Raw genomic sequence first — 15,904 nt, forward strand, 5'->3', positions numbered from 1 at the left:
AGTATTCCAGCGGGGTCCGACAAATCTGCCCTGCTCCGCGCCGTTCGGCCTTCCGCGGCCATCGCCCCCGAGGCCGACCAAGTGTGACAGACGCGACATCTGAACGCTCCCTCGGCCGCAGGTCCCCGACCGGAGTCCCCGGGCCCGGCGTCTCGCCGCTACTTCGGGGGCAGGGACAGGGCGTAGGCGAGTCCTCGATCCACCCACGCGGCCACGTCGGACGGCGCGGCGCAGGCTTCGGGCGAAACCGTGATCCATCCTCGCATCGGGTGGCCGCGCATGACCGTCGTGGCGGCGCCCGGCTCGGCGAGCAGGTCGTCGTGGTCGTCCGGGGAGACCCGGACCATCAGTCCGCCCTTGCTCCTCACGACCACGGCCATGTTGCCGTTCACCATCCAGGCGAGGCCGCCGAACATCCGCTTCGGGGTCGCGTCACGCCTCGCTCCGAGCAGATCCTCCACGCGGTCGGCCAGTTCCTCGTCGTAGCTCACCCGGCCATCTTCTCCCGTGCGCCCGACATTCATCATTCGCGCCCTCGCCCGCGACGGCCGGCCGCCGTCAGCCGTGGCGCCGGCGGCCCTCCTTCGTGCGAAGGCCGTAGCCGAAGGCGCGGTCGAGGGCGATGTGAGCCATCCAGCCGCACAGGGCGGCGAAGATGGGCGCCCAGGTGATGGGGGCGACCGTGTAGAGCACCATCAGCGTGAACGGCACCAGGGCTCGGTGCGCGGCGTTGTAGTACGGCACGGCGCGCGGCTGGAGCCGCCCGTGCTCGACGGTGCCGGATCCTCGCAGCCCGACGAGGAAGGTCAGGTCGGGGGCGATGAAGAAGGCGAGCGCGGCGAGCGCCGCGAGCCACCCGTGGTTGACGCCTTCGAGGACGGCGAAGGCCGTCCAGAAGAGCGCGCCGGCGGACCATGCGGCGCGGCGGAGGGTGCGGATGCCGGGGATCTCGCTCCGGGTGACGGCTGCGCTCACGATGACGGCCCTTCGGAAGGTCGGCTAATGATGTTAGCCAGAGTAAAGCTAAGAGCATTAGCTGTCAAGCTAGCTATCGTTTAGTGCGTGCGAGACGGCGTGCCGGGCTCGTGCGGGGGCCGGGGGAAAGGGCCGCGCCCGGGACCCGCGCGCCGCTAGCATGATCGGATGTCGCAGACGGTGGGGATCGCGGAGTTCGTCCGGCAGCCGAGTGACCTGGGCGAATGCCGGGGCGGAACGGACCTGATCGGCCGGGACGAGGTCCAGGCCTTCCTGGGGTCCATCACCGATGTCGATGCCGCGATGGCGGAGCTGGCCGCCTCGCTCGGGTCCGGTGACGTCTTCCGCGCGGGGATGATGGCCTTCGTGTGCGGGGTGCTCGTCGAGCGCGGCGGCTCGGTCACGGTTCCGGTCGACGCGGTCATGCGGGTGACGGAGCGTTACCTGCACCTGGCGAAGCAGTTCACGGCGCAGGGCGGGGCGAGTGCGCAGGACGAGCTGTTCCAGGCGTCCCCCGACCTCGTCCGCGCGGCCGGCGCGGCTTCGTCCTCGGGCTGACCGGCGTCCAGGACCGGATGTACCACTTCTTCGCTCTGGCCCAGGACGCCCTCGAACGCCACGCGGGCCCCGGCTATCTCGGAGCCGAGCCGACCGACCCCGCGGCGGTGCGGTACGCGCGGAACCGGGGCCTGACCCCGCAGCAGCACCAGCAGGCGCAGGAGCTCATCGACCACCAGCGGATCGGGTTCCACTACCCGGGCGCCGATGCGAGGCCGGCGCTGTTCTTCCCCGGTTCCGCGCCCTTCGAGGCGGTCCCCGTGGTCGACGGCCTTCCCACCCTGTTCCTGGACGAGAAGTCGATCAACGCCCAGTGGTCTCCCACGAACATGTATCCGGTCCTGCACGAGGCGCTGGAATCACGGGTCAGCCTTCGCGAACTGCCCCGTGAGGACGTGGAGGCCAGGCTCGCGGTCTTCGCGGGCTAGGAGCCGAAACCGGTAGTCGCAGGCGCTCCCGCTGCGGGCCGCCCCCCCGCGAGGTCACTCGGCCACGACCGGGTCGGCGTCGGCGACCACGCTGGTCAGGACGACCTCGGGTTCGCCAGCCGGGCGGCGAGCCAGTCGAGCGTGTCGGGGAGCCAGGCCCAGCGGCAGTTCTCCAGGAGGTGGTTGCCCTCAGGGATCAGGACGTACTCGCCGTTCGCCGCCCGGCGGGCCAGTTCGGCGCCGCCGGCGACGCCGGGGATGACGTCCAGCCCGCCGTCCAGGACGCGCAGCGGCTGCTGAACCGGGGGTGCGGTCACCCGGTCGGCGAACTCGCGGGCGGCGGTTTCCCCGCCCATGCGCAGGACGAACGACTCCGTCACATAGGGCGGAAGCTCGTCCCAGGTGAGGGCGGTGGGCCCGCTGACGGTGACGACGGCGCCGATCCGCGGTTCGTGCCGCGCGGCGACGGACGCGAGGAAGCCGCCCATGCTGAGCCCGACCAGTCCGACGCCGGCGGGCAGGCCGTCCACGGCGTCGAGGGCCTGCCCCACGACTCGCTGGTAGTCCGGGTTCCAGGGGCCGCGCACGGCGAGGTCTCCCTGGCCGGGCCCGTCGATGGCGAGCGCGGCGAGACCGCGGTGCAGGAGCGCCTCGGCGATCGGCATGAACTCGACCTTGCCGGAGTTCATGCCCGGCACCAGGACGACCAGGGGAGCGTCCGGCGAGGGACGCCGCAGGACGCCGGTGAAGTCAGGGCCGGTGAGGTGCTCGGCGTCCGGCGCGAGGCGGGCGAGCGAGCGGCGCAGGGCGTCGGCGGACGCCGCGGCGGCCCGCCCGTGCTCGGCGAGGTCGGGGTTCGGCAGGACCGTCGCGAAGTGGAACCACAGCGCGGCGTCGCGGAACGCTTCGCCCGCCGAGCGCGGAAGCCGCGCCTTCCCGGCGCGGGCGAGGTGTTCCCGCCCGGTCCGCACGAACGCGTCCGTCCACTCGCGCAGGGAGGCCAGGCCGGCGGTGACCGCATCGTACTGGTGGGGGTCGACGCCGGCGGCGACGGCACGCGACCGATTGGCGGCGGCGAAGGGGGCGACGGGCTCGTCGAAGAAGGCGGTCATCGGTTCTGCTCCAGGGTGAGGACGGCGTTGCCGCGCACGCGGCGCTCGCGGAGATCGGTGATCCCGCTTCAGGGAAGAGTGCTCTCGTGCCCGCAGCGAACCGGACGAGCGGCAGGCCGGTCCAACAGCCGCCCGGCGAGGTTGACAACCATCGGTTGTCGCCCACGATGGGAGGCATGGACCTCGACCTGGGCCAGGTGCGCGCGTTCGTCGCCGTCGCCGAGCACCTGCACTTCGGGCGGGCCGCCGAGGAGCTCTCGATCACCCAGCAGGCGGTGTCCAAGCGGGTGGCCAGGCTGGAGGCGGCGCTCGGAGTCCCGCTCCTCACCCGCGGGAACGTGGCGCCCACCGACGCGGGGCGCCGTTTCCTGGAGCCGGCGCGGGAGGCGCTGCGGGCCGCGGAGGCCGCGGTCGGCGCGGTCCACGCCGTCGGCAGGCCGCTGCGGCTCGACCTCTGGGGCCACCTGTACGGCCCGTCCCGGACGGTCGCCGCGGTGATCGACGCACGACCGGAGCTCGACGTCGAACTCGGCATGAGCCGCGACCTTCCCGCGGCGGCCGCGGCGCTGCTGCGCGGCGACGTCGACGCCGGGTTCGGGCGCGTGCACCCGCCGCTGCCGGACGGGCTGGCGCACCGCCTCGTCCGGCTCGAACCCGTGGACCTCCTCGTCGCCGCCGGGGATCCGCTCGCCGCCGCGTCCGGCGTCCGCCCGTCCGACCTCGCCGGACGCGACCTGTGGTTCCCCGCGGCCGTCGACCGGCTCGACTTCATCGGCCGGTTCTGCGGCGAGTTCGGCGTCCGCGCCGCGTCCGGCGGCGCCAACCTCGGTGTGGAGCACCTGCAGGCCGGCCTCCTGGCCGAGCCGGGACGGATCACGCTCTTCCCCGCCGACGCCCGGCTGCCCGGCGTGCCGGGCGTCCGGGCGATCCCCCTCGTCGACCCGGTTCCGCTCTACGCCTGGTCGCTGGTGTGGCCGCGGCGGTCGCCGCATCCGATGATCTCCGCGCTGGTCCGGGGGTTCGCCGAGCACGGGCGGCGGCACCGCTGGCTGGAGTACGACCCTGCCCGCGACTGGCTGCCCGGCGAACCGGTCGCCGGAGACTGACCCCGGGTCAGGGTTTGCGGGCCAGGCCTCCGTACATCGACACCTGGGAGTCGTCGATCGCGCGGGCCTTGTCGTCCGGGCGCCAGCGGTGCACGGGGGCCACGCCCGGTTCGACGAGCTCCAGGCCGTCGAAGAAGCTCGTCACCTGGGCCTTCGTGCGGGCCTTCGACTTGATCCCGCGCGCGTTGTACTTCTTCACGGCGTCCCCGACCTCGTCGGGAGCGCTGTCGATGGTGATGGTGGAGAGCGCGAGCCAGCTGCCCGGCGGGAGAGGCTCCATCAGCCGCCGGACGACGTCGTGCGCGAGTTCGTCGTCGTGGACGAAGTGCAGGACGGCGATCAGGCACAGCGCCACCGGCTCGCCGAAGTCCAGCGTGGCCCGGACCTCGGGCGACGACAGGATGGCCTCCGGCTCGGCCAGGTCCGCGTGGATGTAGCGGGAGCGGCCCTGCGGGGTTCCGGTCAGCAGCGCGCGGGCGTGCGCCAGCACGATCGGATCGTTGTCGACGTACACGACGCGGCCGGACGGGTCGACCTCCTGGACGACCTCGTGGAGGTTCGGGGAGGTCGGCAGCCCGGTCCCGACGTCGAGGAACTGCCGGACGCCGCACCCGGCCGCCAGGTGGCGGGCGACCCGGACCATGAAGTCGCGGTTGGCCCGCACGGAGGTGCGCATGTACGGGGCGACCCTGACGACCTCCTCGGCGGCGGCCCGGTCGGCGGCGTAGTTGTCCTTGCCGCCGAGCAGGTAGTCGTAGACCCGGGCCGAATGGGCGACGTCCGTCCTCAGGTCGGCGGACGTCGGTTCACGGGCGGTCTTGTCCGGCACGATGGGCCCCCGTCGCTCGGTGTGCTGGCACCCGGCGATATTAGTAAGTCTTGTTATCTAATGGGATGCCTTCGGCGCAACCCGGCCGGTGTCGCGGAGGCGGGCGTAGATGTCGCCCGACCGTCCGCGCGGGCGGATCCTGTCCAGCCGCCGCCGCAGCTCGGCCGCGTCGAGCCAGCGGGGACTGGCCAGCCGCATCGTCTCGATGGGGGAGTAGTTGTAGACGTAGTCGCCGAGCCGGTCGACGAGCTCCAGCGCCTCCAGCGAGGCGTCGTGCGCCGACGGCACGTACTCGAACGACAGGGCGGGCAGCGGCCGGGACAGCCCCGCCAGCACGTCCGCCTCGAAGCCCTCGACGTCGATCTTGCAGAAGGCCGGCACGCCGTGCAGGGCGATGAGCTCGTCCAGCGTGGTCACGTCGACGCCGATCGAGCGGTCCCAGCGGACGCGGGCGAAGCCGCGGTCCGTCGTCACCGCCCTGATCCAGCCGGGCGACATCGAGGACACCGTCGGCGTCGCGGTGGACAGGGCCAGGCGCGCCCGTCCTGGAGCGGCGCCCGCGGCGCCGGAAACGAGCGTGACGCCGCGGTCGCGGCCGAAGAACAGGCGCAGGACGCGCAGGCAGTCGGGCTGCGGCTCCACCGCGACGACGCGCGCTCCCAGCCCCCGCCACACGCGCACCCGGCCGCCCACGTGCGCGCCGATGTCGAACGCGAGGTCGCCGGGCCCGAGGAACTGCCCGTAGAGGCGCGACGCGCGCCGGTGCCTGCCCGGAATTCCGTGGTACATGACCAGTGAGCGAGCGATCCCGTAGGCACGCAGCAGCATCCGCCGACCTTACCGCGCCGGGCTCCGCCGCCGGTGGTGACTTCGCGGGGGCGGGCCCGCGCCGGTGCGGCGCCCGGCGGCATCGGAGCCGCCGGGCCCGGCGGGGGTCAGGACGGCGGGAGGCCGAGGGCGCGGGCGATCAGCATGCGCTGCACCTCCGAGGTGCCCTCGCCCACCTCCAGGATCTTCGCGTCGCGGTAGAAGCGGCCGACGGCGTACTCGTTCATGAAGCCGTAGCCGCCGAAGACCTGCGTGGCGTCGCGGGCGTTGTCCATGGCGGCGTTGGAGGCGACCAGCTTGGCGATGGCGGCCTCCTTCTTGAACGGCTCCCCGGCCAGCATCTTCGCGGCCGCCGCGTAGTAGGCGAGCCGGGCCGTGTGCGCCCGGGTCTCCATGTCGGCGACCTTGAACTGGATCGCCTGGTAGCGGCCGATCTCCTTGCCGAACGCCTCCCGCTCGCGGACGTAGCGCAGGCACTCGTCCACGCAGCCCTGGGCGAGGCCGACCGACAGCGCGGCGATCGCGATGCGCCCCTCGTCGAGGATCCGCAGGAACTGGGCGTACCCCCGGCCGCGCTCGCCGACGAGGTTCTCGGCCGGGACGCGGACGTCGTCGAACGACAGCTCCCGCGTGTCGGACGCCGACCAGCCGACCTTGGAGTACTTGCGCCCGACCGTGAAGCCCGGGGTCCCGTTCGGGACGAGGATCGTGGAGATCTCGCCGTCGCCGGTGAAGGCGGTCACGGTCACGAACGCGGTGATGTCGGTGCCGGAGTTGGTGATGAACGACTTGGACCCGTTGATCACCCAGGAGTCGCCGTCGAGCCGGGCCGTGGTGCGCATGCCGCCGGGCACGTCCGACCCGCCGCCCGGCTCGGTCAGCCCGAAGGCCGCCAGGCGCTCACCCGAGGTGAGCAGCGGCAGCCACCGCTCCTTCTGCTCGGCCGACCCGAACCGGTAGATCGGCATCGCGCCCAGCGACACCCCGGCCTCCAGGGTGATCGCGACGGACGAGTCGACGCGCGCCAGCTCCTCCAGGGCGAGGCAGAGCGTGAAGTAGTCGCCGCCCATGCCGCCGTGCTCCTCCGGGAACGGCAGCCCGAACAGGCCCATCTTCCCCATCGCGGCGACGATCTCGTAGGGGAACTCGCCGCGCTCGTACAGGTCCCCGATCACCGGGGCGACGCTCTCGCGGGCGAACCGCTCGACCGTGCGCCGCAGCTCCTCCTGCTCCTCGCCGAGCGTGAAGTCGATCATTGGCTACTCCGATTCAGGTGACAGGGCTTGCACTACGCGGGACGGGCTGGGGCGGCCCAGCCGGCCCGCCATCCAGCGGCTCGTGGCCACGAGCCCGGCGAGGTCGACTCCGGTCTCGACGCCGAGGCCGTTCAGCATCCAGACGAGGTCCTCGGTGGGCAGGTTGCCGGTGGCGCTCTCGGCGTACGGGCAGCCGCCGAGGCCGCCGGCCGAGGAGTCCACGACGGCGACGCCCGCGCGGAGCGCGGCGAGGGTGTTGGCCAGCGCCTGCCCGTAGGTGTCGTGGAAGTGGACGGCGAGCCGGTCGGCGCCGATGCCGGCCTCGCCGAGCGCCTCGATGAGCGCGGTGACCTGGCCCGGCGTGCCGACGCCGATGGTGTCGCCGAGGCTGAGCTGGGAGCAGCCCATGTCCATCATGCGGGACGCGACGGACACGACCTGCTCGACGGGGACGTCGCCCTCCCACGGGTCGCCGCACACCATCGACACGTAGGCGCGCACCCAGAGGCCCTCGGCCCGCGCCCGCTCCACGACCGGGGCGAACATCGCGAGGGACTCGTCCACGGTGCGGTTGAGGTTGCGGCGGGCGAACGTCTCGGTGGCGCTGCCGAAGATCGCGATCTCGGTGACGCCGTTGGCCAGGGCCCGGTCCAGGCCCCGCTCGTTCGGCACGAGGACGGGATAGCGCAGCTCGGGGGAGCGCGGCAGGATGTCGAGCAGCTGCTCGGCGTCGGCGAGCTGCGGCACCCACTTGGGATGGACGAAGCTGGTCGTCTCGATCGTGCGCAGCCCCGCGTCGGCCAGCCGGGTCACGAACTCCGCCTTGACCTCGGCGGGGACGACCGCCTTCTCGTTCTGCAGCCCGTCCCGCGGCCCGACCTCGTAGATCGCGACCCGCTCGGGAAGGCCGGAAAGGGGTACCGGCACCGTCATGCCTCCTCGATCACGGCCAGCACCGCGTCCAGGGCGACCTGCGCGCCCGCGCGGACCGGCAGCTTCGCCACGACGCCGGCGAGCGGCGCGGTGACGGTGTGCTCCATCTTCATCGCCTCGACGACCACGAGCGGCTGCCCGGCCTCGACGCGGTCGCCCTCGGCCGCCTTGACCGCCAGCACCGTCCCGGGCATCGGGCTGCGCAGCACCCCGTCGCCCGCGGCGGCGGCGGCGTCGGCGCCGCCCTCGGCGCGGACGTGCTCGCTCAGCGCCCACGCGTGCCCGTCGCGCCCGAGCCACAGGGTGCGCCCGTCGCGGGCGCCGGCGAAGGAGGTCGTCCTTCCACCGTAGGTCAGGGTGAACGGCCTGGTCAGCGACGCGTCGACCGGCGGCTCGCCGCCGACGGCGACGCGCGCGGACGCCGCCCTGCCCTGGACGCGGACCTCCACCGGGTCGCCGCCGGACGGGGTGATGATCCACGGTGCCCAGGCGTGGGCGCCGGGGCGCCAGCCGTCCGGGACGTCCCACGGGTCGTCGCCGGACTCCAGGTCGAGCATCCGCTCCAGCGCGGCGGCGGCGAGCACCTCGGGCGGCACGGACGCGCCCGCGACCAGGTCGTCCAGGGAGCGCTCGACCAGGCCGGTGTCGAGATCGCCCGACACGACCGAGGGGTGCCGCAGCAGCGCGCGCAGGAACGCCACGTTCGTCGGGACGCCGAGCAGCGTGTAGGACGCGAGCGCGCGGTCGAGCCTGTGGAGGGCCTCGGCGCGGTCGGCGCCGTGGACGATGACCTTGGCGAGCATGGGGTCGTAGGAGCCGCCGACCTCCGTCCCCACGTCCAGCCCGGAGTCGACCCGCGCGGCCTCGGGCTCCCTGAGGGCGAGCACCCGCCCGCCGGTGGGCAGGAAGCCGCGCGCCGGGTCCTCGGCGTAGACGCGGGCCTCGATGGAGTGGCCGTCGAGGCGCACGTCGTCCTGCGTGAACGGCAGCGGCTCTCCCGCCGCCACCCGGAGCTGGAGCTCCACCAGGTCGAGGCCCGTGACGAGTTCGGTCACGGGGTGCTCGACCTGGAGCCGGGTGTTCATCTCCATGAAGAAGAACTCGTCGGGGCGGTCGGCCGAGACGATGTACTCGACGGTCCCGGCGCCCACGTACCCGACGGCCTGCGCGGCGGCGACGGCGGCGGCGCCCATCCGCTCGCGCGCGGCGGCGTCCAGCAGCGGGGACGGCGCCTCCTCGACGATCTTCTGGTGCCGGCGCTGGAGGCTGCACTCGCGCTCGCCGAGGTGGACGGCGCCGCCGCGCGAGTCGGCGAAGACCTGGATCTCGATGTGCCGCGGGTTCTCCACGAACCGCTCGGCGAGCAGCGTGTCGTCGCCGAACGAGCCGCGCGCCTCACGCCGGGCGGACGCGATCGCCTCCGGCAGGTCCGCGGCGTCCCGGACGAGCCGCATGCCCTTCCCGCCGCCGCCCGCGGACGGCTTGAGCAGCACCGGCAGCCCGACCTCCAGCGCCGCGGCCTCCAGTTCGGCGTCGGACAGGCCGGGCTCGTCCCGGCCCGGCACCACCGGGACGCCGGCGGCCGCGACCGTCCGCTTCGCGCGGATCTTGTCGCCCATCGCCTCGATCGCCCCGGCCGGCGGCCCGATGAACACCAGCCCCGCCTCGCCGCACGCCCGCGCGAACGCCGTGTTCTCGGCCAGGAACCCGTAGCCGGGGTGGACGGCGGACGCGCCCGCGGCGCGGGCGGCCTGGACGACCGCCTCGATGTCCAGGTACGACGGCACGAGCAGGGCCTCGTCGGCCTCCCGCACGTGCCGCGCCCGCGCGTCGGCCTCGGTGTGGACGGCCACGGACCGGATGCCGAGCCGCCGCAGCGTGCGGAACACGCGGACGGCGATCTCCCCGCGGTTGGCGACCAGGACGCTGTCGAACATCAACACCCTCACATCCTGAAGACGCCGTAGCCGACCGGCTCCAGCGGTGCGTTGGCCGCGACCGACAGCCCGAGCCCGAGCACGCGCCGGGTGTCGAGCGGGTCGATCACCCCGTCGTCCCACAGCCGCGCCGTCGAGTAGTACGGGTTGCCCTGCGCCTCGTACTGCTCGCGGATCGGCGCCTTGAACCCTTCCTCGTCCTCGGCGGGCCACTCCTCGCCGCGCGCCTCCATCTGGTCGCGGCGGACGGTGGCGAGGACGCTCGCCGCCTGCTCGCCGCCCATGACCGAGATGCGGGCGTTCGGCCACATCCACAGGAAGCGCGGCGAGTACGCCCGGCCGCACATCGCGTAGTTGCCGGCCCCGAACGAGCCGCCGATCACGACGGTGAACTTCGGGACGCGGGCGCACGCGACGGCGGTCACCATCTTCGCGCCGTGCTTGGCGATGCCGCTCGCCTCGTACTCCCGGCCCACCATGAACCCGGTGATGTTCTGCAGGAACACCAGCGGGACGCTGCGCCGGTCGCACAGTTCGATGAAGTGCGCGCCCTTCTGCGCCGACTCGCCGAACAGGATGCCGTTGTTCGCGACGATCCCGACCGGGTGCCCGTGGATGCGCGCGAACCCGGTGACGAGCGTCGCGCCGTACTCCTTCTTGAACTCCTGGAAGCGGCTGCCGTCGACGATGCGGGCGATGACCTCGCGCACGTCGTAGGGGGTGCGGGAGTCCGGCGGAACGATCCCGTAGAGCTCGGACGGGTCGGCGGCCGGCTCCTCGGGCGGGGCGACCTCCCACGGGCGCGGCTCGCGCGGGCCCAGCGTGGCGACGATGTCGCGCACGATCCGCAGGGCGTGCGCGTCGTCCTCGGCGAGGTGGTCGGTCACGCCGGACGTGCGCGAGTGCAGCTCGCCGCCGCCCAGCTCCTCCGCCGTCACGACCTCGCCGGTGGCGGCCTTCACCAGCGGCGGCCCGCCGAGGAAGATCGTCCCCTGGCCGCGGACGATGACGGCCTCGTCGCTCATCGCCGGGACGTAGGCGCCGCCCGCCGTGCACGAGCCCATCACCGCCGCGATCTGCGGGATGCCGCGGCCGGACATCGTGGCCTGGTTGTAGAAGATGCGGCCGAAGTGCTCGCGGTCGGGGAACACCTCGTCCTGGCGGGGCAGGAACGCGCCGCCGGAGTCGACCAGGTAGAGGCAGGGGAGGCGGTTGTGCAGCGCCACCTCCTGCGCCCGCAGGTGCTTCTTCACCGTGACCGGGTAGTACGTGCCGCCCTTGACGGTGGCGTCGTTGGCCACGACGACGCATTCGCGTCCGGAGACCCGCCCGACGCCGGTGATGATCCCCGCGCCCGGCGCCTCGTCGCCGTACATGCCGTTCGCGGCGAGCGGCGACAGCTCCAGGAAGGGCGAGCCGGGGTCCAGGAGCGTGTCGACCCGGTCGCGGGGCAGCAGCTTGCCGCGCGCCACGTGGCGCTCGCGGGCGCGCTCGGGTCCGCCGCGGCCCGCCCGGTCGACGCGGTCGCGCAGCTCCGCGACGAGCGCCTCGTTGTGCGCGGCGCTCGCCTTGAACGCCTCGCTCGCGACGTCGGCGCGCGAGCCGATCTCGGGTCCGCTCATGACCCCCCTTCCCGGTTAACGTTCATTAACAATGCTGATGTTAACGGTCGTTAACAACTCTAGTCTAGACTGGCGCGCATGACGTCCCACCCCGCCGAGGCGCCGCCGGGCGCGCCCAACCCGCGCCGGGCCGAGATCCTCGGCGCCGCCGCCGAGCTGTTCGCGCGCCGCGGCTACCACGGGGCGTCGATCGGCGACCTCGGCCGGGCCGTCGGCCTCACCGGCCCCGCCCTCTACCGGCACTTCAGCGGCAAGGAGGCCGTGCTCGCCGAGATGCTGCTCGACATCAGCGAGCGGCTGCTCGCCGAGGGCCTGCGCCGCGCCGCCGACTCCGACCCCGGGCGCGCCCTCGACGCGCTGCTGAGCTGGCACATCGCGTTCGCCCTCGACAATCCCGCGCTGATCACCGTGCACGAGCGGGAACTGGACAACGTCCCCGAGCCGCAGCGCCACCGCATCCGCCGGCTCCAGCGCGCCTACGTCGAGGAGTGGGTCGCCGTCCTGCGCCGCCTCGACCCCCGGCCCCAGGACGAGCGCGCCCGCGCCGCCGTCCACGCCTGCTTCGGCCTGCTCAACTCCACCCCGCGCAGCGCCGCGCAGGGCCTCGACCGCGAAGCGATGGCCGGGCTCCTGCACGGCATGGCCCGCGCCGCCCTCGACGGCGCCCGCTGACCGAGCACGGTCAGCACGACGCCGTGCGCCCGTCGAGCGAGCGCTCCACGGCTCTGGCGAACGTCTTGGCGTCCGTCCCCGTCCCGTCGAAGAGCTTCTGCACGCACCCGCGGAACGTGCCGGTGAACGTGCTGTAGTGCGGCGTGACAGGACGGGGCCGCGCCCGGTCCAGGGCGCTCACCACGGCCGTTCCCAGCTCGGTCAGCTGCGCCTGGTCGAGTTCGACGTCGCCGGGATCGAGACGCTCCTGGGTGAAGGCCGAGCAGTTCTGCACCCGCACGTCGGCGGCGGCGTGCCGCCCGGGGCGCAGCCCGAGGGCGCTGTAGCGTCCCGGCGCGAAGCCGCCGCACGAGAACAGCAGTTTCTGGCTCTCCGTTCCGCTCAGGTACTCCACCAGCTTGAGGGCGCCGTCGGGATGGGGGGAGTACTTGGACACGGCGAGGTTCTGGCCTCCCAGGACGGTGCGGCCGGGCAGGGCGGTCACCCCGTACCGCAGGCGCGCTCCGTCCCGCATGCCCGGCTCCGTCGCGAGCGTGGAGAACGCGTACGGCCAGTTCCGCATCAGCGGTGTCCCGGACATGAACGCCTCCATGCTCCTCTGCTCGTCGTACGAGCGCGACGCCGCCAGCGGGCCGCGCGCACGCGCCCCGGGCCGCGGGTCGGAGGCACGGGCCGCCAACCTCTTCAACGCCGGGAACACCCTCGTTCGCAACGCCTTTCCGTCCGGGCGCCTCTCACCGGTGAGCAGCCCGCCGCCGCCGTCGTTCCACACCGCTTCCAGCGCGTTGACCGTCAGCCCCTCGTAGTCGTCGAGCTGCATGGCGACGCCGGAGTCGAGCAGGCGCGGCCAGTCGCGCGGGGTCTGCGCGCCGTCACGCCGGTAGAGGAGCCCGACGTCGACGTTGAACGGGACGGCGTACTGCTTCCCGTGCCATTCCCCGCTCTCCAGAGCGGCCGGGAAGAAGTCGCCGCGGTTCCCGATGCCGTCGAGCGGGCGGAGGTAGCCGCCCGCGGCGAACTCCGCCGTCCAGGTGTTGTCCATGACCAGCACGTCGTAGCCGCAGCCGCGGGACTCCTGCATCGCCTTGATCTGGCTGTGCTGGGCGTCCGTGGACTCCGAGATCTCCACGAGCGTGGCGTGCGGGCCGCCGCCGGCGTTCCACTTCTGGATCAGCTGGCGGCGCTGGCTGTTCAGGCTGACGTCGGTGCCGCCGGCGACGACCAGCTCCGAGCGGTCGCAGCGCGGCGCCAGGGCCTGGTAGGAGGAGCCCGGCCAGAAGGCCAGCGCCTCGGCGCAGACCAGCACCGCCGCGGCCCCGCCCACGGCGCTCAGCCAGGCCGTCCGCCCGTGGGGCGCGAACCGTCGCCGCCGTCGCGTCATGGCCCTCCGTTCATCGCAGGTCGGAGAGGAGCTGGGCGGCCTGCTGCGGTTCCGGCGCGCCCGTCAGCGACACGCAGCCCCTGCCGCCGGACGGGCCGAACGCGTCCACGATCTCCTTGACGGGGGAGGCGCCGCAGCCCGTCGGGCCGGTGAGGACCACGGTCACCCGCACGTCCCGGTGCCGCTCGCGGAACTTCGCGGCCGCCTCGCGGGCGGACGGCCCGCGGCCGTTCGTCCCGGGGGACTGCCCGTCGGTGACGACGACCAGGTTCGAGCCCGGCTCCACGTCGGCGTCGCCGATCATGTCGGTGAGCGCGACGTCGCCTCCTGCGGTCGCGACGGCCTGGAGATGGCTCGTGATGCGGTTCTTCTGGACGGGGCTCGTCCCCGCGAGCCGCACGTTCTCCAAGGTGTAGGGGCTGTCGGGCGGCTTCTTCCGGGAGGCCACCTGGAGCCCCGCGCCGTCGCGGCTCTGCAGCTGGGCCACCAGGCTCTGCAGGAAGGAGACGCTGCGCGTCAGGCGGGTGTCGCGGCCCTGCGCCGGGCGGTCCATCGACCCCGACACGTCCAGCATGAGGGAGACGGAGGCCGGGGGACGGGCCGCGGCGACGCGCTGGAGGCGTTCGGCCACGTACCTCCCGCCGCGGTCGTCGCCCGCCGGGACCGGCGGCTTCGGCTCCATCCGGCTCGGGATGACGTTCGGGCCGAGCAGGGTCCACAGGGCCGTCAGGTCCTGGCGGGCGGAGTCGCCCTCGTGCGCGGACGGCATGGCGCCCTTGTCGTCCCGGAGGCCCTGCCGGGTGAGCGGATGGCGGGCCAGCCACCGGCGGAACGCGGTGACCGCCGCGTCGCGCTCCCGCGTGTCCTGTCCGCGCCACGTCACCTGGATGAACGGGTGGTCGAGCGACGGCAGGTCCTCGGCGTAGTAGGGGTACAGCGTCCACTCGGCTCCGGCGCCCGGCGCGTCCGCGGCGCCGCACTGCTTCTTGAGGCGCCCCGCGTCGTAGTCGCTGACGACCTGCTCGGGAACGGCGAAGGCGACGCGGTCCGGCGGGTGGGCGCGCTGGCGGGCCTTGCAGAGCAGGGTCACCGCGTCCGGCGCGACCAGGTCGGTGGGCTCGACGAACTCCTCGTTCTGCTGGTCGCCGCCCGGAAGCGTGTCGTAGAGGACGGGCGTCACCGCCAGCGCGGCGGCCGACGTCTCCGGGACGGGACGGGCGATCTCGCGCAGCTCCACTCCCGCCTTGGCGAAGCGCTGGAGCAGGGCGGCGGTGGACCGCTCCGGAGGCTTGATGGCCAGATCCTCCACCTGGGCGTGGTCGCCGCCGAACAGGGCGAGCACCAGTGGCGACGACCCCAGCGAGCCGCGCGTGGTGAACACCGGATCGGCCTTGGCGGGCGGGCCCGGGCTCGGGGACCCGGCGCCCGTCGCCCTTCGGACCTGGTCGGGGCTCTTCTCCACGTAGTCGAACTCGGCCGTGGACGACGGGATCCAGACGTCGGGCTGCGGCCCGTACAGCCGCTCGTCCTGCGGCGCCGGCGCCGCCTCGCCGCCGGGAGGCTCGCTGCGCCGCCACAGCCGCCCGAACGCCTCGGAGAGCTGCACGAACTCCGGCTCCGGTGCGACGCTGACGCTGTACTCCCGGCAGCCCCGCTCCTCGCTGTCCTCCTCGAAGCCCCTCGCCGCGTCGCGCAGGGGGGCGAGCGTCTCCGGGGCGGTGACCACGCGCAGCTCCAGCGGCTGCCCGCACGGCCGGGTGTGCTCCACCAGCGAGGCCACGCCCGCCTGGGCGAGCAGGACCGCCGCCATCGCCGCCGCGCCCGCGCACGCCCACGCCACCGCACCGGCGTTCCAGGGCACGATCCGGGAGAGCCGCTTCAGCGCGGCGCCCGCCCGCTCGGAGCGCAGCAGCGCCGCCGACACCGCCACGATCACCAGGGCGATGACGGCCAGCGGCAGGACGGTCTGCAGCCAGGCGACCGCGTCGACCAGCTTCAGCACCTGGTTGGCGATCAGCCCGGAGACGACGCCGACGATCAGCCCGGGAACCGCCGCGCGCACGAGCCGGTCGAGCGGCGCGTCAGAGTCACCGTTGCCCGACTCACTCATTCCGGCTCCGTGGCCGCGGAAAGCACGATGTGTCGTCCTTCGGTCTGACGCCCAATGGTAATTGCCGGAACGAGCAAGGTCATGGAAAAAACCTGTCCTGCATCGGACGATCTTCACCGTCCGCGGACGGGGCCTGCGGGGCCGGCCTTGACTCTCC

General features: G+C 73.6%; 15 protein-coding genes. 4 read left to right on the forward strand and 11 right to left on the reverse strand.

Translation table 11 applies throughout. The features are described from left to right. Window positions 1–158: 158 nt before the first annotated feature. Both ABD944_RS02470 and ABD944_RS02475 read right to left on the reverse strand, forming a co-directional pair. On the reverse strand, window positions 159–491 hold the full coding sequence (locus ABD944_RS02470; RefSeq protein ID WP_345171885.1) for a TfoX/Sxy family protein: 333 nt from the start codon (window positions 489–491) through the stop codon (window positions 159–161). 67 nt (window positions 492–558) lie between these two features. Further along, complete coding sequence (locus tag ABD944_RS02475) at window positions 559–975, reverse strand: DUF4260 family protein (RefSeq protein ID WP_345171887.1); 417 nt, start codon at window positions 973–975, stop codon at window positions 559–561. Window positions 976–1,143: 168 nt separating this feature from the next. On the opposite strand from ABD944_RS02475, the gene ABD944_RS02480 reads away from it, so the two are divergent. Next, window positions 1,144–1,533, forward strand: coding sequence for a hypothetical protein (locus ABD944_RS02480; RefSeq protein ID WP_345171889.1), 390 nt, complete (start codon window positions 1,144–1,146; stop codon window positions 1,531–1,533). A 17-nt stretch (window positions 1,534–1,550) separates the two neighbouring features. After that, on the forward strand, window positions 1,551–1,961 hold the full coding sequence (locus ABD944_RS02485; protein WP_345171891.1) for a hypothetical protein: 411 nt from the start codon (window positions 1,551–1,553) through the stop codon (window positions 1,959–1,961). Window positions 1,962–2,056: 95 nt separating this feature from the next. Here the strand turns inward: ABD944_RS02485 and ABD944_RS02490 are convergent, their stop codons facing one another. Beyond that, the gene (locus tag ABD944_RS02490; protein WP_345171893.1) at window positions 2,057–3,073 is read right to left on the reverse strand and encodes an alpha/beta hydrolase; all 1,017 of its coding nucleotides are present in this window, start codon (window positions 3,071–3,073) and stop codon (window positions 2,057–2,059) included. Window positions 3,074–3,249: 176 nt separating this feature from the next. Between ABD944_RS02490 and ABD944_RS02495 the strand changes: the two genes are divergently transcribed. Continuing rightward, window positions 3,250–4,179, forward strand: coding sequence for a LysR family transcriptional regulator (locus ABD944_RS02495; protein ID WP_345171895.1), 930 nt, complete (start codon window positions 3,250–3,252; stop codon window positions 4,177–4,179). Between the two features lie 7 nt (window positions 4,180–4,186). Here the strand turns inward: ABD944_RS02495 and ABD944_RS02500 are convergent, their stop codons facing one another. The 6 genes from ABD944_RS02500 to ABD944_RS02525 all read right to left on the reverse strand — a co-directional run bounded on the left by ABD944_RS02500 (window position 4,187) and on the right by ABD944_RS02525 (window position 11,584). Beyond that, window positions 4,187–5,008, reverse strand: a complete 822-nt coding sequence (locus tag ABD944_RS02500; RefSeq protein WP_345171896.1) for an SAM-dependent methyltransferase — start codon at window positions 5,006–5,008, stop codon at window positions 4,187–4,189. Between the two features lie 57 nt (window positions 5,009–5,065). Next, complete coding sequence (locus ABD944_RS02505) at window positions 5,066–5,836, reverse strand: FkbM family methyltransferase (protein ID WP_345171898.1); 771 nt, start codon at window positions 5,834–5,836, stop codon at window positions 5,066–5,068. Between the two features lie 107 nt (window positions 5,837–5,943). Next, the gene (locus ABD944_RS02510) at window positions 5,944–7,092 is read right to left on the reverse strand and encodes an acyl-CoA dehydrogenase family protein (RefSeq protein WP_345171900.1); all 1,149 of its coding nucleotides are present in this window, start codon (window positions 7,090–7,092) and stop codon (window positions 5,944–5,946) included. A gap of 3 nt (window positions 7,093–7,095) precedes the next feature. Continuing rightward, the gene (locus ABD944_RS02515; RefSeq protein ID WP_345171902.1) at window positions 7,096–8,019 is read right to left on the reverse strand and encodes a hydroxymethylglutaryl-CoA lyase; all 924 of its coding nucleotides are present in this window, start codon (window positions 8,017–8,019) and stop codon (window positions 7,096–7,098) included. Window positions 8,020–8,021: 2 nt separating this feature from the next. Next, window positions 8,022–9,962 (reverse strand): ATP-binding protein, encoded by a 1,941-nt coding sequence (locus ABD944_RS02520; protein WP_345172500.1) that lies wholly within the window; start codon window positions 9,960–9,962, stop codon window positions 8,022–8,024. 8 nt (window positions 9,963–9,970) lie between these two features. Next, window positions 9,971–11,584 carry a carboxyl transferase domain-containing protein gene (locus tag ABD944_RS02525; RefSeq protein ID WP_345171904.1) on the reverse strand — a complete coding sequence of 538 codons (1,614 nt, stop codon included), beginning with the start codon at window positions 11,582–11,584 and terminating at the stop codon, window positions 9,971–9,973. A 78-nt stretch (window positions 11,585–11,662) separates the two neighbouring features. Here ABD944_RS02525 and ABD944_RS02530 point away from each other — a divergent pair, with 78 nt between their 5' ends. Next, the gene (locus tag ABD944_RS02530) at window positions 11,663–12,256 is read left to right on the forward strand and encodes an SACE_7040 family transcriptional regulator (RefSeq protein ID WP_345171906.1); all 594 of its coding nucleotides are present in this window, start codon (window positions 11,663–11,665) and stop codon (window positions 12,254–12,256) included. 10 nt (window positions 12,257–12,266) lie between these two features. Here the strand turns inward: ABD944_RS02530 and ABD944_RS02535 are convergent, their stop codons facing one another. Both ABD944_RS02535 and ABD944_RS02540 read right to left on the reverse strand, forming a co-directional pair. Continuing rightward, window positions 12,267–13,637, reverse strand: a complete 1,371-nt coding sequence (locus tag ABD944_RS02535; protein WP_345171908.1) for an extracellular solute-binding protein — start codon at window positions 13,635–13,637, stop codon at window positions 12,267–12,269. A gap of 10 nt (window positions 13,638–13,647) precedes the next feature. Continuing rightward, entirely contained in the window at window positions 13,648–15,747 is a 2,100-nt protein-coding gene (locus tag ABD944_RS02540; protein ID WP_345171910.1) for a vWA domain-containing protein, read from the reverse strand. Window positions 15,748–15,904: the final 157 nt, after the last annotated feature.

Source organism: Actinomadura verrucosospora, from assembly GCF_039540335.1.
GTDB classification, from domain to species: Bacteria; Actinomycetota; Actinomycetes; order Streptosporangiales; family Streptosporangiaceae; genus Spirillospora; species Spirillospora verrucosospora.

What these genes read in the sequence shown, in the direction of transcription:
- ABD944_RS02530 (WP_345171906.1), top strand. Translation starts at nt 11,663, where the DNA reads ATGACGTCCCACCCCGCCGAGGCGCCGCCGGGCGCGCCCAACCCGCGC.
- ABD944_RS02510 (WP_345171900.1), bottom strand. Translation starts at nt 7,092, where the DNA reads ATGATCGACTTCACGCTCGGCGAGGAGCAGGAGGAGCTGCGGCGCACG.
- ABD944_RS02505 (WP_345171898.1), bottom strand. Translation starts at nt 5,836, where the DNA reads ATGCTGCTGCGTGCCTACGGGATCGCTCGCTCACTGGTCATGTACCAC.
- ABD944_RS02495 (WP_345171895.1), top strand. Translation starts at nt 3,250, where the DNA reads ATGGACCTCGACCTGGGCCAGGTGCGCGCGTTCGTCGCCGTCGCCGAG.
- ABD944_RS02525 (WP_345171904.1), bottom strand. Translation starts at nt 11,584, where the DNA reads ATGAGCGGACCCGAGATCGGCTCGCGCGCCGACGTCGCGAGCGAGGCG.
- ABD944_RS02540 (WP_345171910.1), bottom strand. Translation starts at nt 15,747, where the DNA reads ATGAGTGAGTCGGGCAACGGTGACTCTGACGCGCCGCTCGACCGGCTC.
- ABD944_RS02485 (WP_345171891.1), top strand. Translation starts at nt 1,551, where the DNA reads ATGTACCACTTCTTCGCTCTGGCCCAGGACGCCCTCGAACGCCACGCG.
- ABD944_RS02490 (WP_345171893.1), bottom strand. Translation starts at nt 3,073, where the DNA reads ATGACCGCCTTCTTCGACGAGCCCGTCGCCCCCTTCGCCGCCGCCAAT.
- ABD944_RS02520 (WP_345172500.1), bottom strand. Translation starts at nt 9,962, where the DNA reads ATGTTCGACAGCGTCCTGGTCGCCAACCGCGGGGAGATCGCCGTCCGC.
- ABD944_RS02480 (WP_345171889.1), top strand. Translation starts at nt 1,144, where the DNA reads ATGTCGCAGACGGTGGGGATCGCGGAGTTCGTCCGGCAGCCGAGTGAC.
- ABD944_RS02535 (WP_345171908.1), bottom strand. Translation starts at nt 13,637, where the DNA reads ATGACGCGACGGCGGCGACGGTTCGCGCCCCACGGGCGGACGGCCTGG.